General features: G+C 40.4%; 13 protein-coding genes and 1 pseudogene. 9 read left to right on the top strand and 5 right to left on the bottom strand.

Translation table 11 applies throughout. The annotated features are described in order from the left end of the window. Positions 1 to 39: 39 nt before the first annotated feature. Both def and CDZ94_RS21640 read right to left on the bottom strand, forming a co-directional pair. Positions 40 to 621, bottom strand: coding sequence for a peptide deformylase (gene def / locus CDZ94_RS05985; RefSeq protein WP_096435602.1), 582 nt, complete (start codon positions 619 to 621; stop codon positions 40 to 42). Between the two features lie 122 nt (positions 622 to 743). After that, positions 744 to 815: pseudogene (locus tag CDZ94_RS21640) on the bottom strand (YjcZ family sporulation protein); the annotation flags it as partial. Positions 816 to 1,128: 313 nt separating this feature from the next. On the opposite strand from CDZ94_RS21640, the gene CDZ94_RS05975 reads away from it, so the two are divergent. From CDZ94_RS05975 to lpdA, 5 genes are all read left to right on the top strand, one after another. Further along, positions 1,129 to 1,776 carry a YkyA family protein gene (locus CDZ94_RS05975; protein WP_096435600.1) on the top strand — a complete coding sequence of 216 codons (648 nt, stop codon included), beginning with the start codon at positions 1,129 to 1,131 and terminating at the stop codon, positions 1,774 to 1,776. 593 nt (positions 1,777 to 2,369) lie between these two features. After that, a complete protein-coding gene (pdhA, locus tag CDZ94_RS05970) occupies positions 2,370 to 3,458 on the top strand; it encodes a pyruvate dehydrogenase (acetyl-transferring) E1 component subunit alpha (protein ID WP_096435599.1) in 1,089 nt (362 codons plus the stop codon). Positions 3,459 to 3,461: 3 nt separating this feature from the next. Continuing rightward, positions 3,462 to 4,439 (top strand): alpha-ketoacid dehydrogenase subunit beta, encoded by a 978-nt coding sequence (locus CDZ94_RS05965; protein ID WP_096435598.1) that lies wholly within the window; start codon positions 3,462 to 3,464, stop codon positions 4,437 to 4,439. Positions 4,440 to 4,530: 91 nt separating this feature from the next. Further along, complete coding sequence (locus tag CDZ94_RS05960; protein WP_096435597.1) at positions 4,531 to 5,835, top strand: dihydrolipoamide acetyltransferase family protein; 1,305 nt, start codon at positions 4,531 to 4,533, stop codon at positions 5,833 to 5,835. A gap of 3 nt (positions 5,836 to 5,838) precedes the next feature. Beyond that, on the top strand, positions 5,839 to 7,248 hold the full coding sequence (lpdA, locus tag CDZ94_RS05955; RefSeq protein ID WP_096435596.1) for a dihydrolipoyl dehydrogenase: 1,410 nt from the start codon (positions 5,839 to 5,841) through the stop codon (positions 7,246 to 7,248). 246 nt (positions 7,249 to 7,494) lie between these two features. On the opposite strand, the gene CDZ94_RS05950 is transcribed toward lpdA, so the two are convergent. Both CDZ94_RS05950 and CDZ94_RS05945 read right to left on the bottom strand, forming a co-directional pair. Continuing rightward, positions 7,495 to 7,905, bottom strand: coding sequence for a hypothetical protein (locus CDZ94_RS05950; protein ID WP_096435595.1), 411 nt, complete (start codon positions 7,903 to 7,905; stop codon positions 7,495 to 7,497). Between the two features lie 245 nt (positions 7,906 to 8,150). Beyond that, positions 8,151 to 9,653 (bottom strand): glycine betaine uptake BCCT transporter, encoded by a 1,503-nt coding sequence (locus CDZ94_RS05945; RefSeq protein ID WP_096435594.1) that lies wholly within the window; start codon positions 9,651 to 9,653, stop codon positions 8,151 to 8,153. Between the two features lie 368 nt (positions 9,654 to 10,021). Between CDZ94_RS05945 and CDZ94_RS05940 the strand changes: the two genes are divergently transcribed. From CDZ94_RS05940 to CDZ94_RS05925, 4 genes are all read left to right on the top strand, one after another. Then, on the top strand, positions 10,022 to 10,876 hold the full coding sequence (locus tag CDZ94_RS05940) for a polysaccharide deacetylase family protein (RefSeq protein ID WP_232735735.1): 855 nt from the start codon (positions 10,022 to 10,024) through the stop codon (positions 10,874 to 10,876). A gap of 29 nt (positions 10,877 to 10,905) precedes the next feature. Continuing rightward, the gene (locus CDZ94_RS05935; RefSeq protein WP_096435592.1) at positions 10,906 to 12,021 is read left to right on the top strand and encodes a M23 family metallopeptidase; all 1,116 of its coding nucleotides are present in this window, start codon (positions 10,906 to 10,908) and stop codon (positions 12,019 to 12,021) included. Positions 12,022 to 12,373: 352 nt separating this feature from the next. Continuing rightward, entirely contained in the window at positions 12,374 to 12,808 is a 435-nt protein-coding gene (locus tag CDZ94_RS05930) for a hypothetical protein (RefSeq protein ID WP_096435591.1), read from the top strand. A gap of 360 nt (positions 12,809 to 13,168) precedes the next feature. Continuing rightward, positions 13,169 to 13,306, top strand: coding sequence for a GapA-binding peptide SR1P (locus CDZ94_RS05925; protein ID WP_096435590.1), 138 nt, complete (start codon positions 13,169 to 13,171; stop codon positions 13,304 to 13,306). Positions 13,307 to 13,516: 210 nt separating this feature from the next. On the opposite strand, the gene CDZ94_RS05920 is transcribed toward CDZ94_RS05925, so the two are convergent. After that, positions 13,517 to 15,004, bottom strand: a complete 1,488-nt coding sequence (locus CDZ94_RS05920; protein ID WP_096435589.1) for an aminotransferase class I/II-fold pyridoxal phosphate-dependent enzyme — start codon at positions 15,002 to 15,004, stop codon at positions 13,517 to 13,519. Positions 15,005 to 15,079 lie beyond the last annotated feature (75 nt).

The raw sequence follows: 15,079 nt of genomic DNA, 5'->3' as shown, positions 1-15,079 counted from the left end.
ATTATATGTAGTGATTGTTAATGGTGAAAGTCCCGTCTTTTATGAGACGGGACTTTCATTGCCACTGCGGTTTATTACTTCTTTTGGTGGCAATGGTTTTTTGTAAGGGTCATTTTCCACTGTTCGGTCATAAAACATAATGCCGTTCAAATGGTCGATCTCGTGTTGAAACACAACTGCTGCAAATCCTTTTAACCTTAGAGAAATCTCTTTACCTTCAAGGGTCGTTGCTTTTACTTTAATTCTCGAATAGCGAGGAACGACTCCTTTCACTTCCCGGTCAACCGATAAACAGCCTTCTCCTGATTCGAGAAATGTGGTTTCAACCGAGCGGCTGACGATTTTAGGGTTAAATAGCCCCAATTCGATGAGCTCATCTCTGTGGTCAGTCGTTCTAACGGCAATCATTCGTTTGCTTACATTGATTTGAGGAGCTGCTAGACCAACTCCAGGTCTAAGTCCGTATTTTTCAGCAGTTTCTTCATCTTGGCTATGTATAAGGAAATCGACCATCTTTTGTAATGTTTCTTTTTCTTCTTGGGAGGGGGGCATTGACACTTCTTCAGCGATTTTTCGCAAAGTTGGATGACCTTCCCGAACGATATCTTTCATTGTAAGCATGAGTTACCTAACACTCCTTTATTGGATGAATCATTTTTTCTTGCTCATTTTCCATCATATAATATTCTATAATAAAAGAGAAGAAACGAGAGTAAAATACTCCCGTTCCCCATAATCATTGATTAGCATCCAAATTTAGATGCACCAACGATGATTAACAAGATGAAGAGGACAACGATTAACGCGAAACCTCTTCCTGCTCCAGGATGGTGGCCAACACCTGCTACCTGTTGCCCATAGCCATATCCACAAGGATCCCAACATCCGCTGCCAGTTCCATATCCGTACATAAGCAATTGCCTCCTTTGTATATTCACCGCTGTAGGTCAGCGATTTACTTACATGCTATGCAAATGTTGAGAGAGTGAATGGATGAATACCTAGTTTTTGTTTAAGTTATTAAATGAAGCGTGTATTGGCCATTAAAAAATCCTTGTAAAAAATCATGAATTAAGATAGGTTGATAATGGTAGAACAAACAGAGTTATTTGAAGGAGGCTCACGTTCGTGAAGAAAGGGATAAAAATGCTGGGTGTGATCTCGATAGCGACCGTTCTAACTGGTTGTTTCGGAGACGACACAGCAATGCAAATGCACGAGCATCTAGAAAGTGCGGTAGAAAAAGAGCAAGTATTTCAAGAGCAGCAAACACCACTAACAGAAGCTGAACAAAGAGAGCATGAGCTTTATGATGAGATGCTAACGCTAACAGAAGTTGAAGAGATCACCCCACTAGCTGATGAAGCAATCGAATCAGCAGAAGAACGAAGGAGTTTACTTAATAATGAAAAAGACAGCATTGACGAGGCTTATCAAGAGTTCCAACTTGTGAGTGATTACGTTGATGACATACCTGAAGAACTTCAAGAAAAGGCTGACGCGATGATTAATGAGATGGACGAGCGTTATAGTGCATATGAAGAACTATTCGATGAGTATATGGATACCATTGATATGGATGTGGAATTGTATGAAATGATGAAGCAAGAAGACCTAACGATAGAAGAACTTCAAGAGCAGCACGACCAGGTAAATGAAGCCTACAACCGTATCAATGAGTTAAATACGGAATTTAATGAACGAACCGCAGACTACAATGATGCCAAAAGAGATTTTTATGAGACAGCGGATTTAAATGTAGAAGAACCTGCGTAAGGCACTCAATCGTGAGTGTCTTTTTTTATAGTTGAATCACTTTCATAATTCATTTGTTTAAAAAAGCACACACTTCAAAAAAGCGTATCTTTATGGAGCTCCGTAGGCCTGCATCTGCTCGCTTTCCGCGGACGAACCGCCAAGCCTCCTGTAAACGATCTTGCTTTTAAAAAGCTCTTAAAATGCATGATTAGCTGCTGTGTGTAACAGAAGATTATTTTATATATAACAGATACCTTGAGGTGTTCAGCGTAACGAAAGAGAAAAAACTAGAAATTCAAATGCAAAAGGATTGACTAGGGTTAAAACGATCATGTAAACTAAATGTCGAATGATAAGTTGTATCACTCATTTTGGATTACGATTAATACAGTAACTCCTGAGCAGAGCATTTTCTTTCTGTTTGGATTAACAAGAATTTAGATTGGGTATACAACCATTAAAGGTTTTAGAGATTTTTGTCAGAAGAGCTTGTTTTCTAAAAAAAGATGGGCATTCTAACAATGGCGCACATGATCTAGAAAACATTAGCTTTTTAATGTGTTGTTTAGGCAACTTTAAATGTGAGTAGAAAGGAAGAGGTGAAAGGATTCATGGAAAAAACGAAAGAATTAAAAGACATTGAGAGTCAGTTTGAAACCTTCCAAATATTAAATGAAGACGGTGAAATCGTTAATAAAGATGCGGTGCCGGACCTTTCAGATGAGGAATTAAAGGAACTTATGACACGTATGGTTTATACCCGAATTTGGGACCAACGTGCTATTTCTTTGAACCGTCAAGGTCGACTTGGTTTCTATGCACCTGTTGCAGGGCAAGAGGCTTCAATGATTGGTTCACAATTTGCGTTAGATAAGCAAGACTGGATTTTACCGGGTTACCGTGACATTCCTCAGATTGTTTACCATGGTGTACCGTTAGATCAAGCGTTTTTATGGTCTCGTGGACATTTCCATGGTGGCCAAATGCCAGATGGTGTTAACGTCATGATGCCACAAATCATTATCGGTGCTCAAATTACTCAAACTGCTGGAGTCGCGATGGGACTTAAGCGTAAAAATACTGAAACAGTAGCGATTACTTATACAGGTGACGGTGGATCTTCGCAAGGAGATTTCTATGAAGGGATTAACTTTGCAGGTGCATACAACGTGCCAGGAATTTTTGTTGTTCAAAACAACCGATTTGCCATTTCTGTTCCTGTTGAAGAACAATCAGCAGCAAAAACGATTGCACAAAAAGCAGTTGCAGCGGGTATTCACGGAGTACAAGTAGATGGTATGGATATTCTTGCTGTTTATGCCGTAACGAAGGAAGCGCGTAAACGTGGTCTTGACGGCAACGGTCCTACTTTAATTGAAACGTTAACGTACCGTTACGGTCCTCACACAATGGCAGGGGATGACCCAACTCGTTACCGTTCATCTGAATTAGATGACAAATGGGAACAAAAAGATCCAATTGTTCGTTTCCGTAAATTCTTAGAATCTAAAGATCTATGGACAGAAGACGAAGAAAATAAGATCGTTGAACAAGCGAAAGAAGACATTAAAGAAGCAATTAAAAAAGCAGATAATGCTCCTAAGCAGAAAGTAACGGATCTCATCGGCATTATGGGTGAAGAACTTCCGCAAAACCTAAAGGAGCAAATGGAAGAATATAAAGAAAAGGAGTCGAAGTAAGCTATGGCGCAAATGACAATGATTCAAGCGATTACGGATGCGATGCGCAATGAACTTAAGAACGACGAAAGCGTACTTGTATTCGGTGAAGACGTCGGTCAAAACGGCGGGGTTTTCCGTGCTACGGAAGGACTTCAAAAAGAATTTGGTGAAGACCGTGTATTCGATACACCACTGGCTGAGTCCGGAATCGGCGGTTTAGCTGCTGGCCTAGGTGTAACAGGCTTCCGTCCTGTTATGGAAATCCAGTTCTTCGGATTCGTTTTCGAAACGTTCGACGCTGTCGCAGCACAAATGGCTCGTATGCGTTATCGTTCCGGCGGCGTATATCACTCACCAGTAACCATTCGTGCGCCATTCGGAGGCGGCGTTAAGACACCTGAACTTCACGCAGATAGCTTAGAAGGACTTATGGCGCAATCCCCTGGGTTGAAAGTCGTGATCCCTTCCACTCCTTACGATGCAAAAGGATTATTAATCTCTGCGATCCGTGACAACGATCCGGTCGTTTACTTAGAGCACATGAAGCTGTACCGTTCTTTCCGTGATGAAGTTCCTGAAGAAGAATACACAGTAGAAATCGGTAAAGCGGATGTGAAACGTGAAGGGAAAGACGTAACAATCGTTACATACGGTGCAATGGTTCATTCTTCTCTAAAAGCTGCAGAAGAGCTTGAAAAAGACGGCATCGATGCTGAAGTTATCGACCTTCGTACAGTAAGTCCAATCGACATTGACACGATTCTCGAGTCTGTTGAAAAAACGAACCGTGCTATCGTCGTTCAAGAAGCTCAAAAGCAAGCGGGTATTGCTGCCAATGTTGTGGCGGAAATTACGGAACGTGCAATCTTAAGTCTAGAAGCACCTGTGTTACGGGTAACTTCTCCTGATACTGTTTACCCATTTGGTGCAGCAGAGGATACTTGGTTACCAAGCTACAAAGACATTGTTGAAAAATCAAAACAAGTCATCGAATTTTAATCGATCGAAACGATAAAGTTGAACTGGAGACCGTTCGCGCGTTAGACGGTCTTCAGCTATCCCTAAGCGATAAGAAATGGAGGCGTTATTTGTGGCATACGAGTTTAAAATGCCGGATATAGGTGAAGGAATTCACGAAGGTGAAATCGTAAAATGGGAAGTTAAAGAAGGCGATGAAATAAAAGAAGATGATGTGCTTTGTGAAGTTCAAAATGACAAAGCTGTCGTTGAAATCCCTTCCCCTGTTGATGGAACTGTAAAAAAACTTCACATCGATGAAGGAACCGTAACAACGGTTGGAACAGTCATCATTACATTCGAAACAGAAGCTGAACCACCAGCGGATGAAGGAGGCGAAGAAGAAACACCAGAAGCGCCTAAAGAAGAACCAAAAGAAGAGAAAACAAAAGACAAGAGCGAAGAAAAAGCGGAACCAGCTGCTCAAGACAAAGAAGTCGACGAGAACCGCCGCGTTATTGCGATGCCTTCAGTTCGTAAATATGCACGTGAAAAAGACGTAAACATCCGTAAAGTGAACGGAAGCGGAAAAAATGGCCGTGTGTTAAAAGAGGATGTTGACAACTTCTTAACAAAAGGTGATGAAGCTGCACAAGTACCAACGCAAGATGCTGCACCTGCTAAAGATCATCAACAAGAGAAGAAATCCGTACCTTCATACTCACCTGCTAATGAAGAAATGGAAACGCGTGAGAAAATGTCCGGAATTCGTAAAGCGATCTCAAAAGCGATGGTTAATTCCAAGCACACTGCTCCTCACGTCACTTTAATGGATGAAATCGACGTTTCCGCACTCGTCGCTCACCGTAAAACGTTCAAGCCAGTGGCGCAAGAGAAAGGAATTAAGTTAACTTACTTGCCTTACGTTGTAAAAGCATTAACTTCTGCTTTACGTGAATACCCAATGCTTAACACGTCAGTTGACGATTCTACTGATGAGATCGTTCATAAGCACTACTACAACATTGGAATTGCAGCCGACACAGAAAAAGGACTTCTCGTTCCTGTTGTAAAAGATACCGACCGTAAGTCAATCTTCAAAATTTCTGATCAAATTAACGAGCTTGCAACAAAAGCACGTGAAGGGTCACTCGCCTCTGATGAAATGAAAGGTGCTTCTTGCACGATTACGAACATCGGATCTGCAGGCGGACAATGGTTTACGCCGGTCATTAACCATCCAGAAGTTGCGATCCTTGGTCTAGGAAGAATTCAAGAAAAAGCTGTTGTTCGTGATGGTGAAGTTGTCGTAGCTCCAGTTATTGCCTTGTCATTAAGCTTCGATCATCGTATCATTGATGGTGCGACAGCTCAGCATGCATTGAACCACATTAAGCGCTTGTTGAATGATCCACAATTACTTGTAATGGAGGGCTAATTTATGGTAGTAGGAGATTTTCCGGTTGAAGTAGACACGCTTGTCGTAGGCTCCGGTCCCGGGGGATATGTAGCTGCAATTCGTGCAGCTCAACTCGGGCAAAAAGTTACGATCGTAGAGAAAGGGACCCTAGGCGGCGTTTGTTTAAACGTTGGTTGTATTCCTTCTAAAGCATTAATCGAAGCGGGACACCGTTTCCACAGTGCCGGTCATTCCGATGACATGGGAATTACAGTCGATAAAGTCAACCTTGACTTTACAAAGGTGCAAAAATGGAAGCAGTCCGTTGTAGAAAAATTAACGGGCGGCGTTGAAGGACTTTTAAAAGGAAACAGTGTTGACATTGTAAAAGGTGAAGCTTACTTCGTTGATGATTCAACGGTTCGAATTATGGATGAAAAGAATTCACAAACATATAAGTTCAAAGATTGTATCGTAGCAACAGGGTCTAGTCCTGTTGAACTACCTGCATTTAAATACACTGACCGTGTTGTTTCTTCCACAGGGGCATTGAGCCTTACAGAAGTACCTGAGAAACTCATTGTAATCGGTGGCGGATATATCGGAATTGAACTTGGTTCTGCTTATGCTGACCTTGGGTCAGAAGTAACGATCCTAGAAGGTACAAAAGCAATCCTTCCTGGCTTCGAAAAACAAATGAGCCAGCTAGTTGCAAAACGTCTTAAGAAAAATGGCGTAACGATTAAAACAGAAGCTTTCGCACAAAGCGTTGAAGAAACAGACAGCGGTGTTAAAGTTAAAGCGGAGGTAAAAGGAAAAGAAGAAGAGTTTGAAGGAAGCTATCTTCTTGTTACTGTTGGCCGTAAACCAAATACAGAAGAGCTTGGTTTAGAACAAGCAGGTGTTGAGCTTGATGACAAAGGTCTTATTAAAATTGACAAGCAGTGCCGTACTTCTGTAAAAAATATTTACGCAATTGGTGATATCGTAGACGGACCACAGCTCGCACATAAAGCGTCTTATGAAGCGAAAGTAGCTGCAGAGGCTATTTCAGGAGAGCCTGCTGAAATTGATTACACAGCGATTCCGGCCGTCGTATTTTCAAATCCTGAGCTTGCAACAGTTGGCTTGGATGAAAAACAAGCTAAAGAAGAAGGTTTTGAAGTAGAGGTCGCGAAGTTCCCATTTGCAGCAAATGGACGAGCGCTGTCCTTAAATGCTACTGACGGCTTTGTGAAAATGGTGACACGAAAAGAAGACGGTTTAGTTCTTGGTGTTCAAATTGCAGGCACAAGTGCATCAGATATGATTGCAGAAGCATCTGTAGCAATTGAAGCTGGCATGACAGCAGAAGACTTAGCACTAACCATTCACGCTCACCCATCACTTGGTGAGATTACAATGGAAACAGCAGAAGTTGCACTCGGTATGCCGGTACACATTGTAAAATAACAGTATTGAATGGAAAAGGTCGCACATTATCGTGCGACCTTTTTTACTTTGTCGATTAATTTAAAGTTGGCAAGGCTCTAGCTAATGTAACGGGTGCAGTTTAGATTAAGAAAAACTCATGTTATAATTTTCTATTATTAAATTCATTCAATCTTTAAATTTAAAGACGCATTGCTAAAATTAAGGGTACAGTCTACATAAATAAAACCCTAGGAGTATGATCCCAGAGTTCTTATCTAGTAAATATTAAGAAATTTGATCTTGTTCGTCGATATTTAATTCGCTTACTAAGTGATTGAAAATCTGTGCTCGAGTGAGATTACCTTCAATCCTTGTTGTCATGTCATTATCAATCAATACGATAAGAGTAGGAAAAGATTCAATATGGTACGCTTCTACTAAGTCCTCTTCATTAGGCGAAACAACAGTTATAGATTGAATATAATCAGGATGGATTCGCTGAAAATCTAATATGGCATCATAATAATCCGACTCGTTTTCAATTTGTTCCTCATCAGAAAACAACACGGTCACAATCTCACCAGGTATACCCAATATTGAATAATCAGCACTCGTCCTATCTGATTGACATCCCATACAGCTTATGATGATTGCTAAGAAAAAGGTAAGGAGAACCGCTTTTTCTGTTCGCACCATAACCATTCCTCTCTTTTATACAAAGGTCAGCGAGCGATCGTTAATATCCCAAGAATAAATTTTCCAAAACATGACTTGCCAAAAGTGTAGCATGGAAGAGACAGAAATAAACGATCGTAACTGAAATGTTATCTAAATGAAAGCTTTGTTACTTATGTCATGGGAATAGGGATAAAATCAAAAGAAGAGTATCACAAAAGGTCAAAAAACGACCTTTTGTGATACTCTTTACTCGTTACTTCCCTTTATTTTCGTGGAGGAATTTTTTCTGTTCGTAAAGCTTTCATTAAACTAATAATCATAAAGATCATAATAATCGCAAATGGAAATGCGGCTATGATCGATGCGGTCTGTAATGCTGCTAGACCCCCAGATAATAATAAAACAGCGGCAGTGGAAGATTGAACAAGGCCCCAAATAAATTTCACTTTGTTTGGAGGATTTAAGCTCCCGTTTGTTGTCTGCATGCCTAAAACGAAAGTTGCTGAGTCTGCAGATGTAATGAAGAAAGAAGCAATTAATAAAATCGCTACGATCGACATAACTGTTCCGAAGTTAAACTGACTAAGTACGGCAAACAGTGCGGATTCTTCTCCTGAATCAGCAATGGTTTGGTAAATATCGATGCCTTGCTCTAATTGAAGATTCATCGCAGTTCCACCGAAAACGGAAAACCATAAAGCACCGAAGATGGTTGGGACTGCAATGACACCAAGAACAAATTCACGGATCGTTCGACCTCGGGAGACTCTTGCGATAAAGGTTCCTACGAATGGAGCCCACGCAATCCACCATGCCCAGTAAAAGATCGTCCAATCCTCGACCCAGGTGCTTTCTGGATTAAACGTATCAATCCGAAAACTCATGCCGATAAAGTTTTGTAGGTAGCTTCCAAATGTCTGTGTGAAAGCATTCATAATGTAATTTGTCGGGCCGGCAAATAAAAGGAAGAGCATTAACAGGAATGCTAAAACGATATTTGCTCGACTTAAGTATTTAATTCCCACGTCCAGACCCGTTTGGGACGAGATCATGTATAAAACTGTGACGACTGCAATGATTCCCAGTTGAAGGCCGATGTTATTAGAGATACCTTCAGAAATATCGGCAATTCCTCCACCAATTTGTGCTGTACCAAACCCTAAAGAAGTGGCTACACCAAAAATTGTGGCAAATACCACGATTACATTAATCGTGGTTCCAATGGGACCATTAACCCGATCCCCTAGTAATGGTTCAAACGCTGCACTCATAACAGCAGGAGATTTTTTTCGAAATTTAAAATACGCAAGCGCCAGAGCGACTACTGAATAGATAGCCCATGGGTGTACGCCCCAATGGAAAAATGAATATCGTAATGCGATACCAGCAGCAGTAGCGTCATCAGAAATATTCTCAGCTGGCGGCGGTGTAAATAAATGATACATCGGTTCTGCTGCACCCCAAAATACAAGTCCGATCCCCATACCTGCTGTAAATAGAAATGCGAACCACGTAGGGTAATTGTATTCAGGCTCTTCATCTTCATCGCCTAATTTTATCCGTCCAATAGGGCTAAAGATAAGGTAAATGGCAAACGCAACAAATCCAGTCGCTGCTAATAAATAAAACCAACCGAATTGTCCGGTAATAAATGCTTGAATATCTGTTGTCACGCTTTCCATATTTTCTGAAGCGATGACACCCCACAATATAAAAGCAACGGCAATAACGAGAGATATAATGAATACTGGCGTTAGTTTTTTCACTAAATATTCCACCTTTCTTATGCTGTTGTATAAATATGGCAGCCAGAAATGAAGACAACATTATTTAAGCTACCATAATTCAGTTAAGAGTACAATGATAAGCTCTTATCAGGTTTATTTGTATCCTATTTATTAAGTTTGCTACCGTTTAACTATTACCCAATAAAAGAGAGAGTGAAACAATGAAATAGGAATTAAGTCATGCTTTTTAGCAAGCTTTATTGAAGTAAGGCATATAGATAAGGGTACGATTGTAGTATTTGAAAATTCTTCACATCTTATGCCTTATTTGGATCGTAGAGGCTTATCCCCTACTAGTGTTTTATGGTAGAATGCAAAAGAGAATAATGATTGAGAGGTCGATTATTGTGAAAAAAATCATGGCGATATTTGCTTTGTCACTCGTGGTAGCGTGCAGTTCTGAAAATCCTGAGAGTGAAGTGGCAGGCGAAGATGAAGACAATCAATATGAAAGCGCAGAAGCTGAAGATATAGATAAAAATGATCAAGACAAAACCGAGGATCCAGTAGATTCTGAGGAAAGGGAGGATGAGGGCGAGTTATCTGAGGAATCAGAAGAAGTGGAAGTCACCCATTATATAGCAGAAGACTATACTGTTCGCCCTTTGGAAGAAGACGGGGACGAGCAAGTTGTTCTTTTAACCATTGATGATGCTCCAGAGGACCATGGAGTGGAAATGGCAGAAACATTAAAAGAACTTGACGCAGGAGCTATTTTCTTTGTTAATGGCCATTTTCTTCAGTCAGATGAGGGGAAAGATCAATTAACAGAAATATATGAACTTGGCTTTGAAATTGGCAACCATACGATGAATCACCCTAATTTAAACGATCTCTCAGAAGAAGAACAATATAATGAAATTGTCGAATTAAATGACTTAGTCGAAGAAATTATCGGTGAAAGGCCGAATTTCTTCCGAGCGCCATTCGGTGCAAACACAGATTACTCTAACCAAGTCTTAGAAGACGAGGGGATGGTAGCCATGAACTGGTCTTATGGCTATGACTTTGAACCGGAGTATATGGAGGCAGATCCGCTTGCTGATATTATGGTTGAAACAGACCTCTTAAGAAATGGCGCTAATTTGCTCATGCACGACCGTTCGTTTACAAGTGAAGCTTTAGAAGACATTGTCATTGGATTAAGAGAAAAAGGCTATGAACCATTAGATCCCGCTCGCATTGAAACCAATTACAACTAGAAAGATCAGCGATAGGAAAGGGTTTGACGATGAAAAAACTTATTGTACTTTTATTAATAACGACGCTATTAGTCGCTTGTACGCAAGAAGGGGAACCAGAAGATTCCCAAGAGAATGCTAATAATGATGGAGAAACTGAGCGTGAAAACGGAGATCAGACAGAAGAAGGTAATGAAGAGCCCGAGGCAGACTTTTATCTCGACACGGTTACTATAGATGATCAAGAAGTCATTGAAGTCGAGCACCTCATCGATCAAGTAGACGGTGAATATGAATATGACGAAACCCACAGAACGTTAAGCATGAACATTCACGAACAAGAATATTACCTTATTTATGGCGTACCGGTGTTAGAACGAAACGGTTTGTATTTAGCTAACGAAGAAATCACGATCATTCTTGATGACGATGAAATCCCTCATTTACCGCTATCCTTTTTAACAGAAGGTTTAGAAGCTGATGTCATGGAGTCTGATGAAGAACAACTAGCTTTTGTTTATAACGATGAAGCAGTTGAAGCAATCGCAACAAACGAAGACCCAGTTGATATCCACTCTATGGAAGTAGAAGAGATGATTGAGTACCTTTCATTTTTAGATTATCCGATTGAAGACGCCACTGTCAGTACGGTAGAAAGCCATTTGCCGGGTGCTCCAAGAGACTATCGTAATGGATATCATGAAGGCATCGATTGGTATGATTACGCCTCAGGTGTTGAAATTACCACGGACACGCCGATTTACGGAATGGCAGAAGGGACTGTAGTAAGAGTTGATCATGGTTATGAAGAATTCTCCTCCCCAGAAGCGCGAGATGAGCAGTTAGCACATACGGCTGAATTAGGATTCACACCTGAATATTTATTGGACAGGCTAAGAGGCCAACAAGTCTGGGTTCAATATGATAACGGTGTAATGAATCGATTTGCCCATCTTGATGATATCCCAGAAGGCTTGAAATTAGGTGATCAAATTGATTCAGAAACTGTTATCGGTTATGTAGGCAATTCCGGTACAAGTGGCGCTGTAAATCAAGACGATAGCGGTCTACACCTCCATCATGACCTATTAATTTATGGAGAGTATTTTTGGGAGCCATTTTCATTACCAGAAGTAAAGGACGTTTTATTAGAAATATGGGGTTAAATGGAAAAAGTGACCCACAAAAAATAATACGTAAACTAAAAATATCAATAACTCCGCCCGCTATGAATCTCATAGCGGGCTTTATAATAACAAGAGCTTGCTGAAGTAGAGCAACCTCAGAAGGTGGGAGATTGCCCACTAAGTACTGAGCACCCCAGAATTACAAGGAAAAACCGAGGACTCAATAAATGCCACCCTTTCAGAAATATGGAAAAAGATGATAAAAACTAAAAAAATTTGAGTGAAATGAATCGATCAGACAAAAGACGACATGTTTTTTTATGATCCTGTGATATGCTCTAACAACCATGAAGATATCGGATCAAGGATAAAACGGCAGGTGGTATTAGCGATGAACAAATCTGATCTTCTCGATGAACTGCGATTAGAGGTCGGTCGAGCTTATGATTATGCTGTAAGTCAACAAGACTTTATTGGTAAAGTAGGTCAGGCTATTTTCGATGGGACAAAGCGAATCCTCACTATTGTTATTTATCGTGTAGACTGTCAGAAAGTCAAACCTCTTCATTTTTATGGCAATTCCTTCGTTTTAGGAGGGGATGGCCATTTTGGGGATGGGGCTTTAAACATTTGTTTGGCAAACCGTTCCGTTATATTAAGACAGGATAATAAACAAACACTTCACATTCCCATATGTGATGATGGAAAAATCCGTTACATTTTTTCTTTAAAAATTTCAGCGGCATATTATACGGTCACAGAGCAGGACTTGCTATTTTTAGAAGAACTATCACGTTTTGTAGAAGTAAAAAGAAAGCTATTATAAAAAAGTTCCCAAGTTTCTTTTTAAGATTTAAGAAAACATAAAAATCCACGTTTCTGTGTCTAGCGCAAGACGTCATCGACTCGTGTCAAATAACCCGCCCGATCAAAAATAAAAAGTTTTATCGGACAGGAATTTTCATGGGGTAACGGGCGCCTTGCGCTTTTCTTACAGGGTATCTTAAAAGGATTTTCTTAACCTTTGAGATAGCCTCTTATTTTTGTTTGATTAGTATGACACATTGGTTATAAATAACATACAATAAAGTGATATAAGTAATTGACAGTGTTAATATGTCATACTATAATAAATATCAGAAAGCGCTTACAGGATTTAAAGTAAACTTAAAAGGAGTGGAGCTACATGGGTGTCATTGTTTGTCAAAGCTGCGAGAAGGTAATTGAACATTATGATAGTGAAAAGGTTTCTACATTATATGGAAACTGCTGTGAGCATTGTACCGATGAAGTATCCCTGTCTAATACTGAACAAGAAGGCTAAAAAGAGGAACATTGTTTGTCTTCATTAAAATAAAAGCTGCTTCTCAAACACGTTTTGAGAAGCAGCTTTTTTTGTACTCTCTAAATTAGGGATTACTGAATAACTCTAGAACTCAAATACAAAGGGTGCCGCTTCCAAGGCTTCGCTTTCCGCAGGCAACGCTTCAGCTTCCTCTTGCTACGCAGGCGTATGCTCCTTATTCAGCAGCCTCTAAATTATCGGTTTGCGTTCGGTGATTACGCGAATATAGGTGAGTGTTGCATCTTCGGGTCCTTGTACTGGAAGTCCAGCTTCGATATTTTTTTCAATGTACTGCAGGTTTTCTTCTTCAATAATTTCACCAGGGATAAGGATCGGGATTCCTGGAGGATAAACCATCACAAATTCGGCACTAATTCTACCCGGTGATTCATCAAGGGGAATCGTCTCAGTTTCCGAATAAAAGGCATCCCGCGGCGATAAAGCAAGTATTGGAATGTTTGGGACAGATACAGAAAGTTCACTTTTCTGTTCAATTTTATGACTTTGCAGCTGTTCCTCGGATAATTTCGTTAAGGCATCAATCAGTTTTTGTACTGTTTTAGCGTCATCTCCAAATGAAATAATACAAAGAATATTGTACAAATCAGAAAGCTCAACTTCGATTTGATAGTGATCACGAAGCCAAACTTCAACTTCATAACCACTGATTCCTAATTCTTTAACTGAAATCGTGATTTTAGTTGGGTCGATGTCATAAATTGCTTGGTCATCGAGCATTTCCGAGCCGTAACAATTAAATCCAGGGATCTCACTAATTACTTTTCGTGTATGATTAGCGAGTGTAATCGCTTCTGCAATGAATGTTTTGCCATTCATTGCTAAGTGTCTTCGTGCAGCATCCAATGAAGCGAGAAGTAAGTAAGATGTTGACGTGGTTGTAAGCATACTAATAATGCTTTGAATACGGTCTGGATTGACTAACCCCTTTTTCACATTTAGGACAGAGCTTTGCGTTAAAGATCCTCCTAATTTGTGCACACTTGTTGCTGCCATATCCGCCCCTGCTTGCATAGCTGATAATGGAAGCGCGTCATGAAAGTGAATGTGGACACCGTGCGCTTCATCGACAAGCACAGGGATATTATAGCTGTGAGCCATATTGACGATTTCTCTTAAATTAGCAGACACTCCGAAATACGTCGGGTTTATGACAAGAAGACCTTTCGCATCTGGATGAGTTTTTAACGCTTTCTTAACAGAGTCCGTCGTTATCCCATGGGAAATCCCTAAAACATCATCAATTTCCGGGTGGATAAAAATGGGCGTTGCTCCAGAAAAGACAATCGCACTCATAATGGATTTGTGAACATTTCGTGGAACAATAATTTTATCTCCAGGTCCACACACACTCATGATCATCGTCATAATCGCACCGCTTGTCCCTTGAACGGAGAAAAAGGTGTAGTCAGCGCCAAAGGCTTCTGCTGCTAGTTCCTGTGCCTTTTTAATCATCCCTTGAGGGTGGTGTAAATCATCGAGAGGAGCGATGTTGATTAAGTCAATCGACAAGGCATTCATACCAATAAAATCACGGAACTGTGGGTCCATTCCTGTACCTTTTTTGTGCCCTGGAATGTGAAACTGGGTTGGATTTGTTTTGGCATGCTCCAACAGTCCGTCAAATAATGGTGTTACACTTTGCTCAGTTTTGTTCAATTTATTTTCACCTCTTGTTGTTTCAAAAAGAGGACAAAAGGCATAAGCTCATGATATGGTTGCTACCGCGCCTTT

Origin of the sequence: Alteribacter populi (assembly GCF_002352765.1) — a bacterium.
Lineage (GTDB): Bacteria > Bacillota > Bacilli > Bacillales > Salisediminibacteriaceae > Alteribacter > Alteribacter populi.
The sequence above is the reverse complement of the archived record's forward strand: the minus strand, read 5'-3'. Positions and strand labels throughout refer to the sequence as shown.